Source organism: Devosia sp., from assembly GCF_017744655.1.
In the GTDB taxonomy this organism is placed as follows: domain Bacteria; phylum Pseudomonadota; class Alphaproteobacteria; order Rhizobiales; family Devosiaceae; genus Devosia.
The window spans coordinates 139778-162989 of record NZ_JAGIAW010000009.1 but is presented as its reverse complement, the minus strand read 5'-3'; the positions used below and the strand labels follow the sequence as shown (position 1 = coordinate 162989).

The following is a 23212-nucleotide window of genomic DNA, read 5'->3' as shown; positions in this document are numbered from 1 at the left end:
GCTTCTCATATAGGCTCGGCGCATAAAGGGAAGAGTCTTGCACTTATCCCGCTAATCCCCGCCCCCGAGGGACGGGAGGACAATGGGGCAATCTCTCAACAAGGATTGTCTGACCCATGGACGACACCCCCCGCCTCAGCCTACCCCAGATCATCTCCGGGCAGGCGCTCAAACACATCACCCACAACGAAGCCCTGATGCGGCTCGATGCGCTGGTACAGGCCAGCGTCGAAGCGAGCACTGTTACGACCCCGCCAACTTCGCCGCTCGGAGGCGAGGCCTGGATCGTGCCCTCCACGGCCACCGGCGCCTGGGCCGGGCATGGCGAGGAAATCGCCGCCTTCCAGTCCGGCGCCTGGCGCTTTTATGATCCCGCGCCGGGCTGGCAGGTTTTCGACAAGGCGACCGGCACACTCCAGATCTTTTCCGGCACGGGCTGGATCGCCATTGCCGCCACCGGCGCCGGCCTGCCGCAACTGGGGATCAATGCCGATGCTGACACCACCAATCGCCTGTCGATTGCGGCCGATGCGACGCTGTTCAGCCATGATGGGGCAGGGCACCAGCTAAAGCTCAACAAGGCGACATCGGGCGATACGGCGAGCCTCCTGTTTCAGAGCAATTGGTCGGGCCGTGCCGAAATGGGCCTTCTCGCCGACAACGCCTGGCGCCTGAAAATCAGCAGCGATGGCAGCATCTGGAGCAATGCCCTCGTGATCGCCAGCGACGGCAGCGCCAGCTTCTCTGGCGCGGTAAAGCCTATTGCCGACAATGCGCAAACGCTCGGCGCCAGCGGCGCGCGCTGGAGCGCCGTCTGGTCGGCCACCGGCACCATCCAGACCTCGGATCAGCGCCTCAAGACCGATATTTTTCCCACTGACCTCGGCCTCGATTTCATCCTGGCGCTGAACCCGGTGCGCTACCGCTGGCGCGACAGCGTTTTGGACGAGCGCGTGCACTATGGCCTCCTCGCGCAGGAGGTCTTGTCGACAGCCAAGGCGCATGGCGCAGCCAATTTCGGCGGCCATGTTTTCGTCGACGACGGCGATGCCGATAGCCAGCAGGCCCTGCGTTATTCCAGTTTCATCGCCCCGCTCATTGCGGCAGTTCAGTCACTGGCCCAAAGGGTCAAAAAGCTGGAATCAGGTCTTTAGGCCGCGGATCAACGCCTTGATGGTCTTGCGATAATCGGCCATCTCCTCGGCCGGCGCCTGCGCCGCGCGGTCGAAAAGGGCGTCGAGGAGTTGGGCCAGCGGCAGGACCGGCAGGTCGCGGATGGCATCGGCTGCGATAGCGGCGGAGACGCCTTCGATCAGCGTCTTGAGGCCGAAGCGGGCATTTATCTCGTCAAGCTTCTGGCGCTCCATCACTGCAGGGGCATCGATGAGCAGGATGCGGCGGCGGCCGGGATCCTGCATGGCGGCGAGATAGGCGTCGCCGCCTTCGATCAGTGCGCGGACGGGGCCGGGCTCATCCTCGGCTTCCGCGGCGGTGTTGATGGCGAGGGCGAGCAGGGCATGCTCTTCCTCGACCACCGCTTCAAACAGCGCCTGCTTGTCGGCAAAGTGGTGGTAGAGTGCGCCGCGCGTCACCCCGGCCTCGGCCGCAATGGCTGGCGTATTGGTGGCGCCATAGCCCAAGTCGGCAAAAAGGCGACGCGCCGCCGCGATCAGGGCACGACGTGTCGCATCGCGGCGCTCTTCCTGCGTTCTTCTCTGCGCTTGCATACATACACCGTGTTTGTTATTGTTACGTACAGTCAGTATGTTTCTAAAGTATCACTTTTGCAAGGAGAGACCGATGTTCTCAGCCTATTATCCGCTCTTGCAGGTCAAGGATGTCGCCGCCACCGCTGCCTTCTACAAAGACACTTTTGGCTTTACCGAGGTTTTTGCCAGCGATTGGTACATGCATCTGCGCGCGCCCAGCGGATCGCAGGAATTGGCCGTGATCGCCCATGACCACGAAACCATCCCGCCCGAAGGCCGCCGGCCGACCTCCGGTCTGATCCTCAGCTTTGAAGTGGCCGATGCGGCGGCCGAGGCCGAGCGCTTTGCAAAAAAGGGCATAAGGATCGCCCAGCCTCTCCGCGACGAAGTTTTCGGCCAGCGCCATTTCATTGCCGCCGACCCCAATGGCGTGCTGCTCGACGTCATCACGCCGATCGATCCCGATCCGACCTGGCTCGCCGCGCAGGGCGGTCAGTAATACCAGGTCAACGCCGCTGCACTTGCCGCGTTAAAATGCAGCGTCACCGTCACGTCATTGCTCGTGTCGGTGACGCCATCGGTAAATTGCCGCTGCAAGAGGGTAATCGTCTCGGCCTCCGCATCCGAGCCCTTCAGCACATAGTCGAAGCAGTCCACGCCCTCGCTGCGGCCCTCGCCGATTTCGGTCTTCAGGTCCCAGAGCGGGCGGCCATTGATGGCCGAGCCATCGGCCCGGTTGACGGCGCGCAGCGTCGGCACCCAGTCATAGCCCGTCTCGCAGATATAGCGGCCCTCCTCGAACGTGCCATGATCGGTAAAGATCACATCGCGGTCGGCGTCCCAGGCATTGCCGATTTCATAGGTCGCGCCCGTCTCGGTCACGTCGAGATAAATGTCCGACCATGAGCAGCTACCCTCGTCCTCGGCATAGCACCAGCGCTCGGAATGGCGCATCAGCGTGGCGATCTCGGTGATGGGCACGAGCTTGCCGACCTTCATCCGATCCAGCACGCTTTGGGTTCCGTCATCAAAGGCCAGAGCCGGCGAAATCCCAATGAGGCCAATAACAAGGCAAGCTACGAGACGACGCATATTCTCCCTCCCAAGGGCTGTCCGCCCGCACTCTAGGTCAAACAATCGGGGAGCGAAACCTCGCTTGACATTTGTGTTATGTTATTACATTGCACCTACCATTGCGACGAACGGAGATCTTTCATGCAGGATGTCATCATCATCGGCGGCAGCTTTGCCGGCCTCACCGCTGCCATGCAGCTCGGCCGCGCCCGTCGCCAGGTCACCGTGCTTGATACCGGCCTCAACCGGAATCGCTATGCCTCACACGCTCACAATATTTTCGGGCATGACGGCACCCCGCCGGGCGACCTGCTGACCGCAGCCAGGGCGCAGATCGCGCAGTACCCGACGGTAAAGCTGGTCAGCGGCAAGGCCGTGGGCATTTCGGGCGAACCGGACAATTTTGTCGTCACCACTGCCGAAGGCGAGACGATCCCGGGCCGCCGAATTATCCTCAGCTATGGCATTGTCGATGAGTTTCCCTCGATCCCCGGCTTTGCCGAAAGCTGGGGCAATACGGTCATCCACTGTCCCTTCTGCCACGGCTATGAAGTGGCGGGTACGCGCTGGGGGCTGCTCTATTCTTCGCCCATGTCCCTCCATGGTCCGGTGCTCTATGCCAATTGGACCGATGACATCACGCTGATCCTCGATGGCAACGACATCATCGAGGAGGAGCGCAGCAAGCTTGAAAAGCGCGGCGTGAAAATTGTCGACGGCAAGCTGGCGTCCATCCAGCACGAAGCGGGGCGCATTTCCGGCATCACCATGGAAGACGGCGCCAATATCGCGCTCGAAGCCCTTTACGCTCATCCGCGCAATCGGCCCTCGGCAGACCTGCACCTGCAGCTTGGGCTCGAGACCAAGGACACCCCAACCGGCATCATGCTCGCAGTCGGCGAGATGCAGTTGACCTCGCGCCCTGGCATCTTTGCCGCCGGCGACTTGGTCACAGGCATGCATTCGGTGACTTTTGCCAGCAATACGGGCTCGATGGCGGCCATGGGTGTGCTGCAGTCGATGATGGTTTGAGCCGAAGGCCCCCTCACCCGGCCCTGCGGGCCGACCTCTCCCCCAAAAGGAGAGGTGGGTGGGTGCCAATGTCGCGGAGCGACACCTCTCCCTAGGGGGAGAGGTCGACGGCATAGCTGGCGGGTGAGGGGGCCTTGTCTTAAGCCCTACCGCAACCATCCTTGCGGGCGGGGATGCAGTTCCATCTGCCCATCCTTCGTGGCCTCATCGATCGCCGCAATCTCCTCGGCGCTCAGTTCCAAATTGTCGATGACGCCGAGATTATCCTTGAGCTGCTCCAGCGTGCGCACGCCGATCAGTGCCGAAGTGACCTCCTGGCGCCGCAGCACCCAGGCGAGCGCCAGCTGCACCAGCGATTGGCCGCGATTCCGGGCAATCACCCCCAGCTTGTCCACCGCCTCGAGCACGCGCGGCTCGACATGGCTGGCGCGCAGCGAGCCATTGGGATTGGCGCCGCGCGTGCCGGCCTTGTCGCCGCCAGACGAATATTTGCCCGAAAGCACCCCCTGCGCCAGCGGCGAAAAGGCGATCACGCCAATGCCCAGCTCGCCACAGGTGTCGATCGTGTGGTCATTCTCGATCCAGCGATTGAGCACCGAATAGCTCGGCTGATGAATGGTCGTCGCGACGCCCATTTCCTTGAGAATCCGGTGCGCCTCGCGCGTTTCCTTTTCGGGATAGGAGGAGACACCGACATAGAGCGCCTTGCCCGATTTCACCGCATGGGCCAGCGCGCCCATGGTTTCCTCGAGCGGCGTTTCGGGATCGAAGCGATGGGAATAAAAAATGTCGACATAGTCGAGCCCGAGGCGTTTGAGGCTCTGGTCGAGGCTCGCTAGCAGATACTTGCGGCTGCCGAATTCGCCATAGGGACCCGGCCACATATTGTAGCCCGCCTTGGTCGAAATGATCATCTCGTCGCGATAGGGCCTGAAATCGCGCGCCATCACCTGGCCAAACAGCTCTTCGGACGAGCCAGCCGGCGGCCCATAGTTGTTGGCGAGATCGAAATGGGTAATACCCCTATCGAAGGCATAGCCGAGGATTTCCATGGCGCCGGGATAGTCGCGCGTGCCGCCAAAATTCTGCCAGAGGCCGAGGCTGAGCACCGGCAATTTCAGGCCCGAGCGGCCGGAGCGGCGATAGTGCATGGTGTCATAGCGTGCGTTATCCGCCCGATAGGTCATAGAATAGTCCTCCCGATGTCTTGCTTGCGGCCGCCCGTGACGTCGGGCCCGGCCAGTGGTATGAGCGCGCCATGACCGCGCTCAACCCGAAATCTGCCACTACTGTGCAACAGGACAATCATCCATACAAGGTGATGGCGATCTACAAATTCGCCTCGCTGCCCGATGCCGAAGCGCTGAAAACGCCGCTCGCCGCCTTCTGCTGCGCGTCCGGCATCAAGGGCACGCTCATCCTTGCCCCCGAGGGCATCAACGGCACCGTGGCCGGCACGCCCGACGCGATCGACGCGCTCAGTGATTTCCTGTTTGTCTCCGGCCCCTTCGGCATGCGCCTCCTCGGCGCCGAGACCAAATATTCCTTCGCCGACACCGCGCCGTTCCTGCGCATGAAGGTCCGGCTCAAGCCCGAAATCGTCACCCTGCGCGCGCCCGAGGCCGATCCCTCCAAACAGGTCGGCACCTATGTCGAACCCGAGGACTGGAACGAGCTGATCGACCGCAACGATGTGGTGCTGGTCGATACCCGCAACGACTACGAAGTCGGCTTGGGAACCTTCCAGCGCGCGCTCGATCCGAAAACCGCAAGCTTTGTCGAGTTCAAGGATTATGTCGCCAAGAACCTCGACCCCGCGCGGGACAAGAAGGTCGCCATGTTCTGCACCGGCGGCATCCGCTGCGAAAAGGCCTCGTCCTACCTGTTGAGCCAAGGCTTTGAGGAAGTGTTTCACCTCAAGGGCGGCATTCTGAAATATCTTGAGGTGACCCCCAAGGAAGAAAGCCGCTTTGCCGGCGAATGCTTTGTGTTCGACGAGCGCGTCTCGGTCGGCCATGGCCTCGAACTCGGCGACGCCACCCTCTGCCGCGCCTGCCGCCATCCGCTGACCGAAGCCGACCGCCAGCACAAAGACTTCGCCGAAGGCCTCTCCTGCCCCTATTGCGCAGACGACACGGCCAAGCACGAAGCGGCAGCCGAGCGGCAGAAGCAGATGGACCTCGCCAAAAAGCGGGGCACGGCGCATCTCGGCGACGCCGTGGCTGAAATCGCCGCAAAAGCCAAGGCGCGGAAGCAAGCTTTGGCCGAGGAATCCCGGGCGCGCAATACCGACGACTGAGCGTCATCTGCGCCATTCAACGCATAGACATGTTCTATGTGACAGACCATATTCCGGCTTATTGACCGCTCTTGCATAAGCCAATCCAATGGACCTCGATCAGCTTCGCACTTTTGACCGCATCGTTCGCGAGCAGAGTTTTACCAAGGCGGCGGCCTATCTGAACATTACCCAGGCCACCGCCTCAATGCGGATGCGGGCGCTGGAACAACTGTTGGGCGTTACCCTCTTCGTGCGCGGCCGCACGGTAACTCTCACCGACCAGGGCATGACCTTCCTGCCCTTTGCCCGCCGCATCATCGGTACGGCGCAGGAGGCGCGCGAAGCGCTACGCCGAGTCGAGCGCGGCCGCATCGCCATAGCGTCGCTTCGCAGTCTAGTCTCCCCGCTCATCACCGAAAGCCTCCTGCGCTTTCAGGAAAAGTATCCGGCGGTCGATGTGGTGGTGAACGAGGGCCGGCAGGCGCAGATCGCCGAAATGCTGCATGAGCGCGAATCCGAGCTGGGCATCCTCTGCTGGCCCAATCTCGAACCGCTCGCCGTCGATCTCGTGCCGCTTCTTACGATGCGCGAGCGCGTACCTCTCGTCATTTCCGCCGACAAGGCGGCAAAGCTCAGCACCACGCCCGAGATCGAAGAAGTGCTGGCGCTCGTACCGCGCGTCATTTCGCTGATCTGGTGGCAGGTGGCGCCCGAAGCTTCCACCGCGCTGACCCGGCGGGCGCCCACCAGCGTCGAACTGCCCACCGGGCCGGCACGACGCCTAGCCATCAAGGGCGAAGGTATCGGCTTTTTCGTTAATTCGGCTGTGGCCGACGACATCGCCGCCGGGCGCCTCGTCGAAATCCTGCCGGCCGATGTGGAGCCCCTCCATCGCGATACCGCCATGGTGGTGCGTTCGCTCGCAGCACTGGAGCGGCCGATGCTGGTCGATTTCATCCGGGAAATTGCCGTCGAATGTGCGCGAGTTGGCACAATCCTCGATAGCCGACTAGAAGACCTGCTTTCCCCCACCTAATCTCCTCGCAAGAGGAGATATTATGCCCCCATATGACTTCATCATTGCTGGCGGCGGCTCGGCCGCCTCGGTCACGGCCTGGCGCCTTGTGAAAGAGTTCGGCTTTTCCGTCCTGATGCTGGAGCGCGGCCGCGCCCGCACCAATCGCATCATGGCGATGCCCGCCGGTTATATGAAATATCTGGGCCAGGACACGTTCCTTGAAATGCACAAGACCGTGCCGCAGCCCCAGCTCGGCGGCCGCGCACCCATCGTGCCGGTGGCCAAGGTTCTGGGCGGTGGCTCCTCGGTCAATGCCATGGTCTATATGCGCGGCCAGAAGGAGGACTATGACGGCTGGGCCCAAAGCCTCGGCAATGACCCGAGCTGGTCCTATGATGCCATACTACCCCACTTCAAGGCCGTGGAAGACAATGCGCGTCTCCACGACAGCTTCCACGGCAGTCGAGGGCCCCTCCGCGTCTCCGACCCCGGCTATACGACGCAGACGACCCACGATTTCATCGCTGCGGCACAGGCCCTCGGCCACAAAGCCAATCCCGATTTCAACGGTGCGACCCAGTTCGGCGTCGGCATCATGCAGCACACTTATGGGCAATGGGGCCGCTACAAGGAGCGCTCGGACGCGATAAAAGCCTTCCTCGATCCGCTGAAATCAGACGGCAAGCTGACCATCATTTCCGGCGCCCGCGTCGAGCGCATTCTGGTCGAAAATGGCCGCGCCACCGGCGTCGCCTACACTCGGGATAGCGAGAGCCACACCGTCCGCGCCGAACGCGAAGTGCTGGTCGGCGCCGGCACCTATAATAGCGCCAAGCTGATGATGCTGTCCGGCATCGGCCCTGCCGAGCACCTGCGCCAGCACGGGATCGATGTCGTCGCCGACATTGCCGGTGTCGGCCAGAATTTGCAGGACCATCACGAGGTCCCCGTCATCGCCACCACCAAGGGCAAGTCCGGCTATTTTGGGCAGGACCGCGGCTGGAACATGATCCGCAACGGCCTCCAATATCTCCTCACCAATTCGGGTCCCGTCACCACGACCGGCATCGAGGCCTGCCTGTTCTTCGACCCCGATGGCGGCAGCCGCCCGACCATCCAGCTCTACTGCGCACCCATCGTCTATCTCGACCGCGACGTCTCGGCGGCCAAGCCCACCTATGGCGTCACCTTCACCTCCTGCCTCCTCCGCCCCAAGGCGCGCGGCAGCGTCACCCTGCGCTCGGCCAATCCAGAGGATCAACCGGTGGTCGATTGCAATTTCTTCGGGCATCCCGACGATCTCCGCCTGACCATCGCGGCCCTCCACGAAGCGCGAAAACTGCTGAAATCAGCGCCATTGGCGGACAAGATCGATACCGAACTGCTGCCCGGCCAGGCCGTGATGGACGATCCCGAAGCGCTCAACCGCTATTGTGGGCAAACCGTCAAAACCAACTACCACCCCGTCGGCACGCTGCGCATGGGGCGCGATGATGATCCGACGGCCGTCGTCGATGCGGAACTGAAGGTGCGGGGGATCGACGGCCTGCGCGTGATCGATTGCTCAATCATGCCGCAGATTGTTTCGGGGAACACCAATGCCCCGGCCATGGCGATTGGGTCGAAGGCGGCGAGTTTATTGGCCGGGCGGTAGACCCCCACCTAGCCTCCCCCTGGTAGGGGGAGGAACGCATCGAGTTTGTCTTGATGACGGTGAGCCACCGGCAGATCCCCTCCCCCTACCAGGGGGAGGCTAGGTGGAGTTAAACCCACAAACCCTAAGCCATGCCGATAAACACACCCGCAGCAAAAACCAGCGCGCCACCGAACACCACCTGCAGCACCGCCCGCCAGAACGGGGTCTGCATATAACGCTTCTGGATGAAGGCAATCGCCCAGAGTTCGAGCAGAACCACCACGCCGGCAATGAAGGTCGCCGTCCAGAAATCGTGGATCAGATAGGGCAGCGCATGCCCAAGCCCACCCACCGCGGTCATGATCCCGGCGGCAAAACCGCGCTTGATCGGCGAACCACGCCCAGTCAGCTTGCCATCGTCCGAGGCGGCTTCGGTAAAGCCCATGGAAATGCCTGCACCCACCGCGGCGGCGAGACCGACCAGAAAAGTCTGGTGCGTATCGCCCGTGGCGAAGGCAGCAGCAAAGACGGGGGCCAGCGTCGAGACAGAACCATCCATCAGTCCGGCAAGGCCCGGCTGCACATAGGTGAGGAGGAACTGGCGATGCGCCTCGTCCTTCTCGGTATCATGGCCTTCCTGACCGAGCAGCTTTTCGTCGAGTTTGGTGGCCGTCGCCGCATGGCCGCGCTCGGCCCGGGCGAGATCGCCGAGCAGCTTGCGGATGCCAACGTCATTGGCCTGCTTTGCCGCCTCGATATAGAAATGGTAGGCGCTCTCCTCCATTTCCCAGACCTGCTGGCGCGCCTGTTCGAGCGTCAACGTCTTGAGCAGCCACACCGGCTTGCGATTGAGAAAGCCGCGCACATGTTCGCGGCGGATCGGCACCAGGCGCTTGCCGAACCGATCGACATAGATATCGAGCAGCCGCCGACGATGGTCATCTTCTTCCGCGGCCATGGCTTCGAGCAGCGCCGCCGTTCCGGGATAGGTCTCGCCGAGCCGCGTTGCCAGTTCCGAATAGATGCCCCCGTCCTCTTCCTCGGCAGCAATCGCCAGAGACAGGATTTCACGTTCCGAAAGCGTCGCGAAATCGCGTCTATTGTCCGGCCAGAGGGTAAACATGCCCGCCTCATAGATTAGAATGGTTCCAATAAATGTTTAGAACCATTCTAATTTGTGAGCAAGAGGCATTTCACGCTGCGACGTTAACGTTCTTTCCCGCTTTGCCGGCTCTGCCATTGTGATGGGGCCGGCGCATCCCCATCTGCCTTGGCTCAACCGGGAATGACCATGTCCAGCGACAAGCCAGATCACGCAACGCTCGAAGCCCAGAGACGGCGCTCGAACGTCTATGCGTTCCGCCGGCTGAAATGGGGCGCGCCTGAGCGGCTCAGGGCGGGCGCGCCACGGGAGAAGGGCAAGACGCCGTTGCCCTTTGCGAGGCCGGGCAGAGGCAGGGCACTCAACGTCGCCCTGCTCGTCGCGATTGGTTTTGTCTGCGGGGTGATTGCAGTGGTGGCGCTGGGTTAGGGTAAGGCCCCCTCACCCGGCCCTACGGGCCGACCTCTCCCCCGAAGGGAGAGGTGGGAGGGTGCCAAAGTCGCGGAGCGACACCTCTCCCTCTGGGGGAGAGGTCGCCGCACAGCGGCGGGTGAGGGGGCCTTCCGCCACTCTCAATGCCCGAGAAATCTCCCCATCCGGAACGGCTTCACATCGATCGCCGTCGCTTCGCCGGTCATCATCTGCGCCAATAGCTCGCCCGTTGCCGGACCCAGCGTGAAACCGTGATGGGCATGCCCAATCCCGGCATAAAGCCCATCATGCTTCGGCGCCCTGGAAATGATCGGCATCATGTCCGGCGTACAAGGCCGCGCCCCTTTCCACGGTTGCGGATCGACGCGTTCGCCCAGCGGGAACACTTCCTTGGCCGCGGCTTCCGCCTTGCCGAGCTGCACCGGGGTCGGCGCCGCATCGCGGAGGTTAAATTCCGCGCCCGTCGTCAGACGAATGCCGCGCACCATGGGCGCCAGCACATAGCCCACTTCGGCATCGAGCAGCAGGTGATTGAGCGCCGCGCCTTCAGCTGGTTTGTAGTGCATGTGATAGCCGCGCTTGACGAAAAGCGGCAGGCGATAGCCCAGTTTGTCGAGCACTTCCGGTGCCCATGGCCCGAGCGCGATTACGGCCTGCTTGGCGCTATGGAGCGTGCCGCCAACGCGCGTCTGCCAGTTCGACCCGTCCTGCGTCAGCCCCGAGGCTTCACCCGACACGAAGGTGCCGCCGAGCTTTTCAAAGAGCTTGAAATATTGCGTCACCAGCCCGCCCGGATCGGTGACGGTCCAGGGATCGGTCCAGTGAATGCCACCGGCGAGACCACCGATCAGGCTCGGCTCCAGCGCCTTCAATCCGGCCCAGTCCACTACCTCGTGATGGATATTGAATCGTGCCCGATCCTCTTCCGCCTTGGCCGCCTCGCGCTGCAGCTTTTCGAGCGTGCGGAACACCAGGTACCAGCCCTTTTTGGAGATCAGCTTTTCAGCATCCGGCCCTGCCTCCGCGATCAGTTCGGCATGGGTGTCGATAGAGCGGGCAATCAGCGGCGCATAGCTTTGCACCACCTGCCGATAGTGTTCGGGCGAGGAGGCCCACCAATATTTCAGCAGGGGCGGCGCGAGGCGCGGCAAAGCCATCGGTTCATAGCGCGCAGCGGTCGAGAGATGCAGCCCCACCTGCATCAGCGTATGCAGATCACGCGGAAAAGCGTGCGGCCGCACCCCTTCGCGCTGGATGATACCGGCATTGCCATAGGAGGTTTCGTGGCCGGGCTGGTTCTTGTCGACCAGGGTAACGCTGCGCCCGCGCTTGAGCAGATGGATCCCGGTAGAAATGCCGACAATGCCGGCTCCAAGGATCAGGACGTCTTGCATATTCGCCTCCTTGACGAATTTCCGGCCCCGCAGCGCGCCTAGCTGGCGTCCGGCTGGGACTGGAACAGATAGCCTCTGGCGCTGGCCGGCACTTCTTCGGCCAGCCAGTCACGAAACAGTTTTAGCTTTTTGGATTCGCGCCGACCCCTGGCGGTGGCGAGATAGTAGCCATGCGCGCCCTGCACCGGCTTTTCAAAGGGCCGCACCAGCCGCCCGTCGCATACCGCATCGGCACTCATCATGTCGGCCGCCAGCAGAATGCCCTGGCCGGAAATGGCCGCATCGAAAGCCAGCGACGCATCGGAATAGACGGGCCCAGAAAGCTTCATGCCGGGATCGAACCCGGCGGCGCCAAGCCAGACCGGCCAATCGAGCATGCTCGTCTGGTCCGCGATCACGGGAATTTTTGTAAGGTCGGACATATCGGGGAAACGCCGCAAAAATTCGGGCGCGCAGACGGGCTGAAATTCCTGCCCGCCGATCAGGCTGAGGGACACGCCCGGCCAATGGCCATCGCCAAAGCGAATGCCGCAATCAAGATCCGGCCGCGTCAGGTCCAGCATGGCGCTGGTCACTGTCAGCCGCACCTCGAGCCCCGGATGACGTGAAGAGAATTTGTTGACCCGCCAGATCAGCCAGCGCGAGGCGAACACACTGCCGACGGTAACATTGAGCACGCCTTCATGCGCGCCGGTCAGCGTCGCCAGCCCATCGCGCAGGGAGGCGAAACCAGCAGAAAGCTGCGGCAAGATTTCAATGAGTTCCGGGACGGGTTTGAGCCCCTGGGGCGTGCGCGCAAAGAGCTCCATTCCCAGCCGCTCCTCGGCCCGCCGCAGATGCTGGCTGACCGCGCCCACGGTCACGCCCAGTTCCTCGGCAGCCGGGGCCAGCGCACCGGCCCGCGCCACGATCTCGATCGCCCGTAGAGCATTGAGCGGAATGGGAAAGGGACTGCTCATATAGATTTTCTATACCGAGCCAAAAACCTTGTCCATTGCGGCGAAGGGGGTATCGAGCGCAGGGTGAGGGCACTTCACGCCGCCCCGCAATGTTAGCGAACAGGAGACGATCATGTCCCGCCTGAACGAGTTTTTGCGCCTTGTTATCGCCTGGCTCAGCGCCCCCGCCATGCCGTCGCCGATGGAACCGACCCTGACCGTCAGGGATTGGGCTGACCTGCCCCCGCATCACCCCAAGGCCGATTGCACGCCGTGCTGAAGCCATAATCGGGCTGAGAATGGCGGGAAACTTTTGTCACCCGCATGGAGTGCCGACGTGCCACGCTTCGCTCTCGCCCTTTCCGTTCTCGCCCTGACCATTGCCGCTCCGCTGGCACAGGAAGCCACGCCCGCGCCAGAAGCGGCGCCGACCATCACCGTTGACCCCGGTGCCGTCGTCGACGCCATGCCAAAGCAGGGCCAGCTTCTTACCGGCCTCTATGCCACCCAGGCCACGATCGAACTGTGCAACATCACCGTAGCCGAGCCCGGCGTGACGGCGATGGCCGCCCATCGCCGTCAGCTCGAAAGCGAATTTCATCTCGAAGGTGACACTGCGGTAAAGGCCTATGAGACCGTGAAGGCTGATGTCGAAAAAGCCGGCATCGACTGCGCCGAAGGCAGCGCCGATCGCCAGCAGACCGACGCCGTCATCGCCGTCTATTCTGGCACATAAGTCTATTCACAGATCTGCGCCGTGCAGGTCTGCCCATGACACCCGAGGTCGAGATGCAGATGATCTTCGTGATCGGCATTGGCCTCGGGGCCGAGCACGGTCGTAAATTTCCCGCATGCCGCGCCATGTGATTGCCTGAGCAGCTTCGCCTCGGGTGTTGTCGCCGGTAGCCAGTCCTCCTTCACCGCAATGCTGCGGCCGTCGGCCAGCGTGAAACCGACCACATCGATCGCATTGGCAAAACCGTGTTCCGAGGTGAACTGCTCCGCCCCGCCAACGCGGGCCCGGCACATATAGCTCGTGCCCGTCTGCAGCGCCGTGAGTTCGCTATCGAGCGCCGCCTTGGCATAAGCGTTGACGTCCTGAGCCCAATCCACCAGCGCCGTCGCCATTTCGCAGTTGGTCTGGATCGGGCTGGTCAGTTCGACCGTTTTGCCATTGAGGTTCAACCCCGTAACCTCGAGCGGCGATTGCGCCATGCACACGCCGTCGGCAATCGGCGGCAGCATTTTTGCGACCACGGCCCCTGAAATCACCGCCGGGCAGGCTGTCTGGTAAATTCGATCATCGTCAACTACTTCTTCGGCGGGAGGCGCCGGTTCGGGAGCTGGCGCTGCTTCCGGCGCAACTGGCGCTTCCGGCTCCTCCTCACCCAAACCTTCCGGCCGCGGTTTTGGCAAAGGCGGCGGCGTCTCAGCCGCTTCCTTTACCTCTGCCGCTTTGGGCACGGGCTTCGTCGCCTGGGCCCTTTGCGGCACCAGATCCTCGACAAAATCCTCGAGGGGTTTGAAAAAATCCTGCGCCGGGACGGAGACCGGAGCGAGCACCAAAAGAGCGGCGAATGCGCGAAGGGGAAAAGCCATGTCGCTGCAAACGCGCGCCCATGCATAAACGTTGCCGTTTACCCCACGGAAACCATCTTTCTCCGCTCCCCGCCTTCTGCTATCAGGCGCGAATGACCACGCCGCTTAAAAATATCCGCAATTTCTCCATCGTCGCTCACATCGACCATGGCAAATCCACGCTCGCCGACCGCCTCATCCAGATGACCGGTGGCCTCGACCTGCGCGAGATGAAGGAACAGGTCCTCGACTCGATGGATATCGAGCGCGAGCGCGGCATCACCATCAAGGCGCAGACCGTGCGCCTCAACTACAAGGCGCAGGACGGCGAGAACTACGTTCTCAACCTCATCGACACGCCCGGACACGTCGACTTCGCCTATGAAGTCAGCCGCTCCATGGCCGCCGTCGAAGGCTCGCTCCTCGTCGTCGACGCCTCCCAGGGCGTCGAGGCGCAGACCCTCGCCAATGTCTATCACGCGCTCGATGCCAACCACGAGATCGTCCCCGTCCTCAACAAGGTCGACCTGCCCGCAGCCGATATTCCGCGCGTCAAACAGCAGATCGAGGACGTCATCGGCATCGACGCATCCGACGCGCTCGAAATCTCGGCCAAGACCGGCCTGGGCATCGACACCGTGCTCGAAGCCATCGTCCAGCGCCTCCCCGCCCCCAAGGGCGACATCAATGCGCCGCTAAAAGCCCTGCTCGTCGATAGCTGGTACGATACGTATCTGGGCGTCGTCGTTCTCGTCCGCATCATGGATGGCGTGATGAAGAAGGGCCAGCGCATCCGCATGATGGCCTCAGGCGCCGTCTACGAGCTCGATCGCGTCGCCGTGCAGACCCCGAAACTGGTGGAAGTCAAGGAACTGACCCCCGGCGAACTCGGCGTCTTCACCGCCTCGATCAAGGAAGTCGCCGATACCAATGTCGGCGATACCATCACCGATGATCGCAAGCCGACCGAAACCCCGCTGCCCGACTTCCGTCCGGCCCAGCCTGTGGTGTTCTGCGGCCTCTTCCCGGTCGATGCGTCGGACTTCGACGAGCTGCGCGCCGCCATGGGCAAGCTGCGCCTCAACGACGCCAGCTTCTCCTTCGAAATGGAAACGTCTGCTGCGCTCGGCTTCGGCTTCCGCTGCGGCTTCCTCGGGCTCCTCCACCTCGAAATCATCCAGGAGCGCCTCTCCCGCGAGTTCGATCTCGATCTCATCGCCACCGCCCCTTCGGTGGTCTACGAGGTCCAGATGACCAATGGCGAGACGATCATGCTGCACAATCCGGCCGACCTGCCGGATGTGATGAAGATCGAGGAAATCCGCGAGCCCTGGATCAAGGCGACCATCCTGACGCCCGACGAATATCTCGGCGCGATCCTAAAACTCTGCCAGGACCGCCGCGGCATCCAGAACAACCTTTCCTATGTCGGCAATCGCGCCATGGTCGAATATGACCTGCCGCTCAATGAAGTGGTCTTTGACTTCTACGATCGCCTAAAATCGATCTCGAAGGGCTATGCGAGTTTCGATTATCACCTCGATACCCATCGCGAGGGCGATCTGGTGAAGCTCTCGATCCTGGTCAATGCCGAACCGGTCGACGCGCTCTCCATGCTGGTGCATAGGTCCGTCGCCGAATCGCGCGGCCGCCTGATGTGCGAAAAGCTCAAGGAGCTGATCCCGCCGCATCTGTTCGTCATCCCGATCCAGGCCGCCATCGGCGGCAAGATCATTGCCCGCGAAACTGTGCGCGCGATGCGCAAGGACGTGACGGCGAAGTGCTATGGCGGCGACGCGACGCGTAAACGCAAGCTCTTGGACAAGCAGAAAAAGGGCAAAGCCAAGATGCGTCAGTACGGGAATGTGAACATCCCGCAGGAAGCGTTTATCAAGGCGCTGAAGATGGGCGACGAGTAGTCAAACACCACGGCCTCTAGGCAAGAAAATATCATTCGGCCGTGCTGCAAGGTTTTGGACTTATCGGCAGCAGCCCGATAGCCCCGAGAAAAGCAGACCGTCGTGTACGCAACAGCTCAACTAGCGGTTGACGTACAGACTGTTTCTCCAGAGTTTAGCTGTGGGGGAACGCTATGCAGAAGACTACACATCTACTTCCGGACTTGCCGGTTGAGAATGACGAATTTGGACCACACAAAAAGCTCGCTCTAGAACTCGAGCAATTAGTCCGAGCAAGAGCAGCGGACTCTTATGTTCCACATTCGATCGCTCTCTTGGGTGACTGGGGCAGCGGAAAATCCAGCGTCGTTCGGATGCTGCGGGCGGCGTTGCAAGATAACGACTCCGACGGCGGATCGAAGGTCGAAACATTTCTTTATGACGCATGGGCGCACGAAGGGGATGGCCTCCGGCGTGCCTTCCTAGACTCTATGCGTACAAGGTTCGATACCTTGCTAAATGAGGCCCAACGGGAAGCCATCCGCAAGGATATTTGGGACAAGCACGAGTCTACAACGACCACCAAGCAAGCCATTCTGCGAAGACACGGGAAGATACTCATCTTCTCTCTGCTGGTTGTTCCTCCGGGCTTGAGACTTTTCGGTGCATACCCCGGCGGCTGGCCCGAAGCATTCGAGGCGTGGTGGAACACCCTAGCTCTAGGAGCGGTATTCGCACCGCTAATAGTGGCTACGTTGTTGTATTACCTTAAGGAAATGCTACCACTCTCTGCCAGTAAATGGCTATTCGGAGCTGAAAGTCAAAAGGAGCTCGATGATATCAAAATATCTTCGATATTCCTGCAAAAAACAGAGGGGGAAGTTCAGCACTACTGGAAAACAGACGCTGCGGATTCGATACACCAGTTCCGCACTGCTTTTCTGAAGCTGTGTGAGCTAGTACTCGGCCATGACAAGCGCCTGCTTGTGGTGGTCGACAACCTCGACCGTCTCGACAAAGAAGAGGCGCGGGCGTTTTGGGCGACAATGCAGTCATTTTTCGACCGCACCGGTTGGCAACATAACGGAGTCGCCGATCGAGTGTGGCTGCTGGTGCCGTTCTCGCCGTTGGCCATTGAGAAGGTATTTGCCCCCAACGCATCAGATTCAGCGCGGTCGGAGTATCAATCATTCATTGATAAAAGTTTCGATCTTTCTCTGATCGTTCCTCCCCCAATACAAGTCGACTCGCGACGTTTCCTTCTCGCCCACCTGAAGCTAGCCTTTCCCGAACACGACGGGCAGACATTGGAAAAGGTGCGCAATCTTTTTGATCGACACAGATCTGAAGGGCATACCGTTGGGCGAGCTGGCGACGCGCGCGCTACCCGCAAGACCCCTCGGGAAATGAAGCTTTTCATTAACCAACTAGTTGCGCTTTCTCGCGTTCAAAGCGGGGAAATTCCACTCGAAATTCAAGCAGCCTACTTGCTGGTTCGGGAGAAGATTGCGCAGGATGGGTTTGCTCCGCACGACCAGCTAAGCAACTATCAGCGTTCACTTTTACCACGCACACCAGACTTGGTGCAGCAACTCGCGGCAGTGCACTTTGGCGTCGATCTTGATGTTGCCGCTCAAGTAATTTTGTCGGCACCAATCCGCGCCGCTGTTGAAGACGGAGAGCTTGAGCAGTTGCAACTGCTGTCCTCTCAGTCCGGCTTTGTAGACGTCCTTGAAAACATCATTACCGACGTCGGAAGCGCGACTGCGGCGAGCATTTTTGCGAAAGCCCGCATGCTCTCGCGGCTAGAAATCGCTGACGATCTCACCATGAAGTCAACATGGTCCGCCTTAGCCGGCGAACTGTTGGGGGTGGACAGGATTGGCGAGGTGGGCGACGCCGAGCTAGAGGGTTTTGGTGCGCTGCATGATCGACTGAGTTTTGATCAACAAGGTATTCTGTTTGAAACGCTTCGGTCGGGGCTGGAAACTAGGTGGGTTGGAGACGTCGCAACTCGACCACGTCAAGACACAGAAAGCTTCGAAATTTTCGACAGACGCGTGGCGAACGCGACGTCTTGGGCCAGATTGCAACGGCGGTTCCACGAGATTGCTGGCTCACGGTATCGTATCGTAGCTCTTCCGATCTCAGCATGGTTCACCGTTCGCGTCCTTGACGAGTTGTCTTCGGCGCCCGGGGCCTTGGCCCAAGGCTTAGAGCCGAGGTCGGACGCCAATCTTACCATAGACGCAATAGTCAACTGGCCAGGAACGGACGATGGCCCCCGAAATCCTGTAGATTTCGTCAGAACAATAGTGTCGTTGAACTGGAAGTTGCCATGGAATGATTTGGCAAAATTCGTTTTGGCTAGACTTGGCGATCAGAGACCAGACCCCACACAAAACATGGTCCTTCTGCTATCGATTGCTGCCGCAGCGCAGTCCACCGTTGCGAAGGCAGGAATATCCGAAGCAGCAATAAGTGGAACCTTGAATGCTGCAGTAGTAAGTGCAGGGAGCGGCGATGAGGCCAAGGCAGCCGCGCTGGCATTAATAATCATGTTCGCCCCAACCACCGCGCCCGTCGGCTTTGATGCTCGCGGCAGGCAGATTGAAAGTGTAATCACTCCCACGCTTTCGGCGGTTGAAGCGAGCGACCCCGTGATCACCGGGGCATCTGAATATATTCGGCGAACTTATATGGGGCGCGTGGCCCTTAGCAATATCAGCGCAAACCCCATGCTGTTTGCCGTTGGATCCCGGATCATTGAGAGGATCACCGACGAAAACTATTCGTTTTTCCCAAGCAGAGACCAACTGTTGCTATGGGCCCCTTTTCTGGCTGAGTACTTGCCCGCTGAAAAAGCGGACAAGTTGCTTAGAAATATGGGTGGTATAGATGACTTGGTAACCAACTTCGCCAAGGCACCTGTTGAAGAGTCCGCTGAGCTACCGATCTACTGGCTTTTGAGAACCCAAATAGGCCTTGCCAGCAGACCGCTGAGAACCCACCTTCAACGATACCTAAAAAATCTTTCCGGAGACGAATGGCGACGCGCAATATCGGCGCCCAACAGCGTCAAACTAAAAATAGCCGAAAAGATAAAATCAGGCGGATACCGAGTATCAGTTGGTGTCAGTCTTTCCGACGCAATTATTGAAACACTTCGGACCGAAAGTTTAGCCGAAAACATTAGACACATTGCCCCTAATATTTCTATGGCAGTACCATTATTGCCAGATAATATCCGAAAAAATATGTCCGCGAAGTTATGGGAAGTCGCGAATTCGACAAACGATACCGATAGAATAAAAGCCATCATTGACATTGCCGGCGACTATATGATCGACATGTCAACTTCAAATTCTACAGATATTTTGAATAATAGCTTCAAACGAATCATATCATCCCCAACTACTCAATACATCAATTGGATTGAGAAAGTTATCCGCAGTAATCGGGATGAATTTATTTCTCCGTCACCGGCCACCTCAGAATTTAGGGCACGAATTAACGAGAAACTCCGAGTTACGTCTGGTGTCGAAGGGGACATCAAGCGAGCTCTTCGCAAGGTCAAAGATTTGCTTCCCCGAGAGCTAAAGATACGCGGCTAGAGGGGAAAATCAGCAAAGTTATCCGCGCCCTTGGTTGGCATTGTAGGCTGGGCCGTCCATTTGGCAGGAGACATGCATGCCCACCCCTTCTCAAATCTCCCACTTCCTCGCCGAACGCCACGAATCCCTCTGGCTCCGTCTCTCCGCCCTCCACAAGGACATTTGCGCCATCGCCGCCAAAAAGCCGGAGGCGCCGGTGGGAAATATCGAGCGGGCCACGGTGGAAGGGTTGATCTGCGATTGCCGGCCGTTTCTCAAAAAGCCGGCCGATCGGCTGCCGGTCGCGGCGCAAAATTTCGCCGGGCTCGCGGTGCAATTGGGCCAGGTGCTGGCGGCGCTGGAGGATTTTGAAAATCGCCATGCCTTTTGGGATGGCAAGGCGAATTGCCGGGTGTGGCGCGTGGGCGGCCCGACCTTGCCGGTGGCGCGGCTGCGCGCCGAAGTGCCGCCCTTCGAGCTCAAGACGTCAAAAGGCCGCGATATGCGCGCGGCGCTCGTCAAACTGATGAATGCCAAGGAAAGCCGGATTTATGAAGCCGGCTTTGCCGCCGGGCGCGCGGCGCGGCTGGGGCCGCCGGCCGACGAAAATTCGCTCTGAAAAAACTTATCCCCGGTCCCCGGCAGGAGTTTAGATTAAAACCCATCACCTCGCACGGGCAGGTCTGCATGCGAACTGAGCGGGGTGTGCCGGTCGCGGTCCCGTTCGCATGGGAAAGCGGGTTCGGGCATCGGTCCCTCGCGACGAGCGATCAAGAGGCGCTGTGGATGTCGTCCAAAAACCCGGCCCCCGGGGTGGCTTTTGCCCCGTCTAAAATAGTCCCAAGGAGCAAATGCCACCTCGGGGTCTGCCTATCTCTGCTCCCCAACCGGAGGCGGTGACGCCGGCCGGGGTTTTGTGCTGGGTACGGCCAAAAGAAACCCCTCCCCACGCGAGGCGGGAAGGGGCTGAGGCGTAAAAGCCCAAAAAGTCAGTTGGGCAGGGCGAAGGCCATGACGTAGTCGCCCTTGTCTTCCGAATAGGGCGCGCCACCGACGGAAATGACCACATATTGCTTGCCCGTTTCGGGGGAAACATAGGTCATCGGCGTGGCGCTCGAGCCGACCGGGAGCGGGTACTTCCACACTTCGTTGCCGTTTTCGGCGTCGTAGGCGCGGATGTAATAGTCCTGGTAGCCAGCGAAGAAGACGAGGCCACCAGCCGTGGCCGAGGTGCCGGCATAGGTCGGCAGGCCCATGGGCATGGGGAGCCTGGTCTTGATCCCCAGCGGCCCGAGCTGTTCGGCGGTACCGGCGGGCACCTGCCAGGCGATCTGGCGGGTGTTCATGTCGATCGCGGTGACAGTGCCGAAGGGCGGGTTGACGCAGGGCACGCCGAGCGGGGAGACCCACATTTCGGTGGCCATGCCATAGGGCGTGCCATGCTGGGGCGAGGGGCCGTGGCCCGTATCGTCGGCATGGACGCTTTCGGCGAAGGCTTCGTAGTCGTCGCGCGGCACGAGGGCGAACTTGCTCGGGGCGCGGACGTCGTTGACGAAGACGCGGTTATTGGGGATGTCGACCGAGACCGAACCCCAGTTGAGGCCGCCGATATTGCCCGGCTGCGAGATCACGTAGTCGAGCCCGATGGGGGTGAAGTCACCCTCGTAGCGCAGCTCCTTGAAGGCGATGCGGCACATGAGCTGGTCGAACATGGTCAGCCCCCACATCTTGGCTTCGGTCAGGTGTTCCGCCCCGATCGTGGGCATGCCGACCGAATAGGGCTGGGTGGGGGCGAGATATTCTTCCGGCACATGCCCGGTCTGGGGCACGGGCTTTTCCTCGACATCGGCCAGCGGCTCGCCGGTCGCACGATTAAGAAGGAAGAGCTGGCCGCGCTTGGTGGTCTGCAGCACGGCCGCAACAGTGCCGCCATTGCCATCGGGCAGATCGAGCAGGGCCGGTTGGCTCGGCAGGTCATAGTCCCAGATGTCGTGGTTGACGGTGCGGAACTTCCAGCGTTCGCGGCCGGTGTTGATGTCGAGGGCGACGAGACTCGCGTTGTATTCGTCCGAGAAGGCCGGGCGATTGCCGCCAAAGTAGTCCGGCGTGGTATTGCCGAGCGGGGCATAGATCAGGCCCAGCTTGTCGTCATAGGCGGCCGTGGACCACATATTGGGCGTGCCGCGGGTATAGGTTTCACCCGGCGGGGGCAGCTTGGTGATGGCAGGGTTGCCGAGATCCCAGGCCCAGTCGAGTTCGCCGGTGACGGCGTTGAAGGCGCGGATGACGCCCGAGGGTTCGCCGACCATCTGGTTATCGACCACCCAGCCGCCGACCACGATCTTGTCGCGCGCGACAAGCGGAGCCGAGGTCTGGAAGTAGAAGCCGGGGATGATCTCGCCCATGTTTTCGCCCAGCGACACGGCGCCATTGGTGCCGAAATCGGGGCAGACAACGCCGGTCTTGGCGTCGATGGCAAAGAGGCGCGCGTCCATGGTGGTCATGATCAGGCGCGTATTGCAGAGCTGGCCATCGGCCTGCTGGTCGACGGGGAGTTCGAAGTAACCGAGGCCACGGCAGCGCTGCCAGAAGGGGCCGCTGGCCTTGGGATCGAATTTCCAGACCTCTTCGCCGCTGTCGCCGTCGAGGGCGATGATGACGTTGGACGTGGTGCAGGAATAAACGAGGTTGTCGATCTGCAGCGGCGTGTTCTGGTCAAGCCCGATATCGCCGCGACCCGTACGATAGGTCCAGGCGACATCAAGGTCTTTCACATTGTCGCGGTTGATCTGGTCAAAGGGCGAATAGCGCAGGCCCGCCGTGGTGCGACCATAGGAAGTCCAATTGGCCGGCGTGTTGTCGCCGGCAGCCGGCTGATAGGCCGGAATGCCGGCGGAGGGGCGAATGACGCCCTGCGGCTGGAAGGCGAAGGCAAAACCGACGGCAAAGAGCACGGCGGCAAGGGCCGCACCGCCATAATAGGCGCCGCTCTTGGCAGGCTTTGCGACAGCGGGCGTGAAGAGGAGCGCGAAACCGGCCAGCGCCAGCGGCGCCATGAGGCGGGCAAAGAGCGGCCAGAATTCAAATCCGGCTTCCCAGATGGCCCAGGGCACGGTCAGCACGGCGACGAGGAGCACGAGCTGCCCGCCAAGCGCCTTGTCACGCAGCATCAGCAGCGCCGCAATAAGATAGACCACGCCGACAATGGCGTAATAGGCCGAGCCTCCGAGTGTAATCAGCCATAGGCCACCACCCGCCAGCCCCACGCCGATCAGCGCAAGGACAATGGCGTATAACCGCGCCAGCAGTTTCATGAATCACCTGTTTCAAAAGGACGGCCGAGAGTGACGCTTGGCCGAGAAGGCCTATGCCGCCTGCCGGATCAGCTTATCGCAGCCCCGGCATGACGTATAGGTCAAGACATAAACACTGTTCGGATGCGCCCTGAGGCAGGGCCTTGTCAAGTTTTGCATGCCGCCTCGGAAAGCCCCCTTGCCGATCGGGCAGGGCCTGCTTCGCCGAAAAAA

At 60.9% G+C, this 23212-nt stretch carries 20 protein-coding genes; 12 read left to right on the top strand and 8 right to left on the bottom strand.

Features of this window, described 5'->3' with window-relative positions:
• The first annotated feature begins 116 nt into the window (after positions 1 to 116).
• The gene (locus J7557_RS17115; protein WP_291421258.1) at positions 117 to 1154 is read left to right on the top strand and encodes a DUF2793 domain-containing protein; all 1038 of its coding nucleotides are present in this window, start codon (positions 117 to 119) and stop codon (positions 1152 to 1154) included.
• Here J7557_RS17115 and J7557_RS17110 read toward each other — a convergent pair.
• Positions 1143 to 1727, bottom strand: coding sequence for a TetR/AcrR family transcriptional regulator (locus J7557_RS17110; RefSeq protein WP_291421257.1), 585 nt, complete (start codon positions 1725 to 1727; stop codon positions 1143 to 1145). The two genes, J7557_RS17115 and J7557_RS17110, sit on opposite strands and share 12 nt — an antisense overlap.
• Positions 1728 to 1800: 73 nt before the next feature.
• Between J7557_RS17110 and J7557_RS17105 the strand changes: the two genes are divergently transcribed.
• On the top strand, positions 1801 to 2208 hold the full coding sequence (locus J7557_RS17105) for a VOC family protein (RefSeq protein WP_291421256.1): 408 nt from the start codon (positions 1801 to 1803) through the stop codon (positions 2206 to 2208).
• Here J7557_RS17105 and J7557_RS17100 read toward each other — a convergent pair.
• The gene (locus J7557_RS17100) at positions 2202 to 2801 is read right to left on the bottom strand and encodes a hypothetical protein (protein ID WP_291421255.1); all 600 of its coding nucleotides are present in this window, start codon (positions 2799 to 2801) and stop codon (positions 2202 to 2204) included. The two genes, J7557_RS17105 and J7557_RS17100, sit on opposite strands and share 7 nt — an antisense overlap.
• A 123-nt stretch (positions 2802 to 2924) precedes the next feature.
• On the opposite strand from J7557_RS17100, the gene J7557_RS17095 reads away from it, so the two are divergent.
• The gene (locus J7557_RS17095) at positions 2925 to 3815 is read left to right on the top strand and encodes an NAD(P)/FAD-dependent oxidoreductase (protein WP_291421254.1); all 891 of its coding nucleotides are present in this window, start codon (positions 2925 to 2927) and stop codon (positions 3813 to 3815) included.
• A gap of 146 nt (positions 3816 to 3961) precedes the next feature.
• On the opposite strand, the gene J7557_RS17090 is transcribed toward J7557_RS17095, so the two are convergent.
• Positions 3962 to 5002, bottom strand: coding sequence for an aldo/keto reductase (locus J7557_RS17090; RefSeq protein WP_291421253.1), 1041 nt, complete (start codon positions 5000 to 5002; stop codon positions 3962 to 3964).
• A gap of 71 nt (positions 5003 to 5073) precedes the next feature.
• Here J7557_RS17090 and J7557_RS17085 point away from each other — a divergent pair, with 71 nt between their 5' ends.
• The 3 genes from J7557_RS17085 (at position 5074) to J7557_RS17075 (ending at position 8768) form a co-directional block, all read left to right on the top strand.
• On the top strand, positions 5074 to 6114 hold the full coding sequence (locus J7557_RS17085; RefSeq protein ID WP_291421252.1) for a rhodanese-related sulfurtransferase: 1041 nt from the start codon (positions 5074 to 5076) through the stop codon (positions 6112 to 6114).
• Positions 6115 to 6202: 88 nt separating this feature from the next.
• Entirely contained in the window at positions 6203 to 7132 is a 930-nt protein-coding gene (locus J7557_RS17080; RefSeq protein ID WP_291421251.1) for a LysR family transcriptional regulator, read from the top strand.
• A 22-nt stretch (positions 7133 to 7154) separates the two neighbouring features.
• Entirely contained in the window at positions 7155 to 8768 is a 1614-nt protein-coding gene (locus J7557_RS17075) for a GMC family oxidoreductase (RefSeq protein WP_291421250.1), read from the top strand.
• A 124-nt stretch (positions 8769 to 8892) separates the two neighbouring features.
• Here the strand turns inward: J7557_RS17075 and mbfA are convergent, their stop codons facing one another.
• The gene (gene mbfA / locus J7557_RS17070; protein WP_291421249.1) at positions 8893 to 9873 is read right to left on the bottom strand and encodes an iron exporter MbfA; all 981 of its coding nucleotides are present in this window, start codon (positions 9871 to 9873) and stop codon (positions 8893 to 8895) included.
• A 168-nt stretch (positions 9874 to 10041) separates the two neighbouring features.
• Here mbfA and J7557_RS17065 point away from each other — a divergent pair, with 168 nt between their 5' ends.
• Positions 10042 to 10281, top strand: coding sequence for a hypothetical protein (locus J7557_RS17065; protein ID WP_291421248.1), 240 nt, complete (start codon positions 10042 to 10044; stop codon positions 10279 to 10281).
• A gap of 143 nt (positions 10282 to 10424) precedes the next feature.
• Here J7557_RS17065 and J7557_RS17060 read toward each other — a convergent pair whose 3' ends face one another.
• Together J7557_RS17060 and J7557_RS17055 are read right to left on the bottom strand one after the other, a co-directional pair.
• Positions 10425 to 11678 (bottom strand): FAD-binding oxidoreductase, encoded by a 1254-nt coding sequence (locus tag J7557_RS17060; RefSeq protein WP_291421247.1) that lies wholly within the window; start codon positions 11676 to 11678, stop codon positions 10425 to 10427.
• A 38-nt stretch (positions 11679 to 11716) separates the two neighbouring features.
• Positions 11717 to 12637, bottom strand: coding sequence for a LysR substrate-binding domain-containing protein (locus tag J7557_RS17055; RefSeq protein WP_291421246.1), 921 nt, complete (start codon positions 12635 to 12637; stop codon positions 11717 to 11719).
• Positions 12638 to 12749: 112 nt separating this feature from the next.
• Here J7557_RS17055 and J7557_RS17050 point away from each other — a divergent pair, with 112 nt between their 5' ends.
• Together J7557_RS17050 and J7557_RS17045 are read left to right on the top strand one after the other, a co-directional pair.
• Positions 12750 to 12896, top strand: a complete 147-nt coding sequence (locus tag J7557_RS17050; RefSeq protein WP_291421245.1) for a hypothetical protein — start codon at positions 12750 to 12752, stop codon at positions 12894 to 12896.
• Positions 12897 to 12953: 57 nt separating this feature from the next.
• Positions 12954 to 13352 (top strand): hypothetical protein, encoded by a 399-nt coding sequence (locus J7557_RS17045; protein WP_291421244.1) that lies wholly within the window; start codon positions 12954 to 12956, stop codon positions 13350 to 13352.
• A 2-nt stretch (positions 13353 to 13354) separates the two neighbouring features.
• Here the strand turns inward: J7557_RS17045 and J7557_RS17040 are convergent, their stop codons facing one another.
• Positions 13355 to 14215, bottom strand: coding sequence for an extensin family protein (locus J7557_RS17040; RefSeq protein ID WP_291421243.1), 861 nt, complete (start codon positions 14213 to 14215; stop codon positions 13355 to 13357).
• A 92-nt stretch (positions 14216 to 14307) separates the two neighbouring features.
• Between J7557_RS17040 and lepA the strand changes: the two genes are divergently transcribed.
• The 3 genes from lepA to J7557_RS17025 all read left to right on the top strand — a co-directional run bounded on the left by lepA (position 14308) and on the right by J7557_RS17025 (position 20304).
• Entirely contained in the window at positions 14308 to 16113 is a 1806-nt protein-coding gene (gene lepA / locus J7557_RS17035; RefSeq protein ID WP_291421242.1) for a translation elongation factor 4, read from the top strand.
• A gap of 173 nt (positions 16114 to 16286) precedes the next feature.
• Positions 16287 to 19706 (top strand): P-loop NTPase fold protein, encoded by a 3420-nt coding sequence (locus J7557_RS17030; protein WP_291421241.1) that lies wholly within the window; start codon positions 16287 to 16289, stop codon positions 19704 to 19706.
• A gap of 76 nt (positions 19707 to 19782) precedes the next feature.
• The gene (locus tag J7557_RS17025; protein WP_291421240.1) at positions 19783 to 20304 is read left to right on the top strand and encodes a hypothetical protein; all 522 of its coding nucleotides are present in this window, start codon (positions 19783 to 19785) and stop codon (positions 20302 to 20304) included.
• 370 nt (positions 20305 to 20674) lie between these two features.
• Here J7557_RS17025 and J7557_RS17020 read toward each other — a convergent pair whose 3' ends face one another.
• Complete coding sequence (locus J7557_RS17020) at positions 20675 to 22999, bottom strand: membrane-bound PQQ-dependent dehydrogenase, glucose/quinate/shikimate family (RefSeq protein WP_291421239.1); 2325 nt, start codon at positions 22997 to 22999, stop codon at positions 20675 to 20677.
• Between the last annotated feature and the right edge of the window lie 213 nt (positions 23000 to 23212).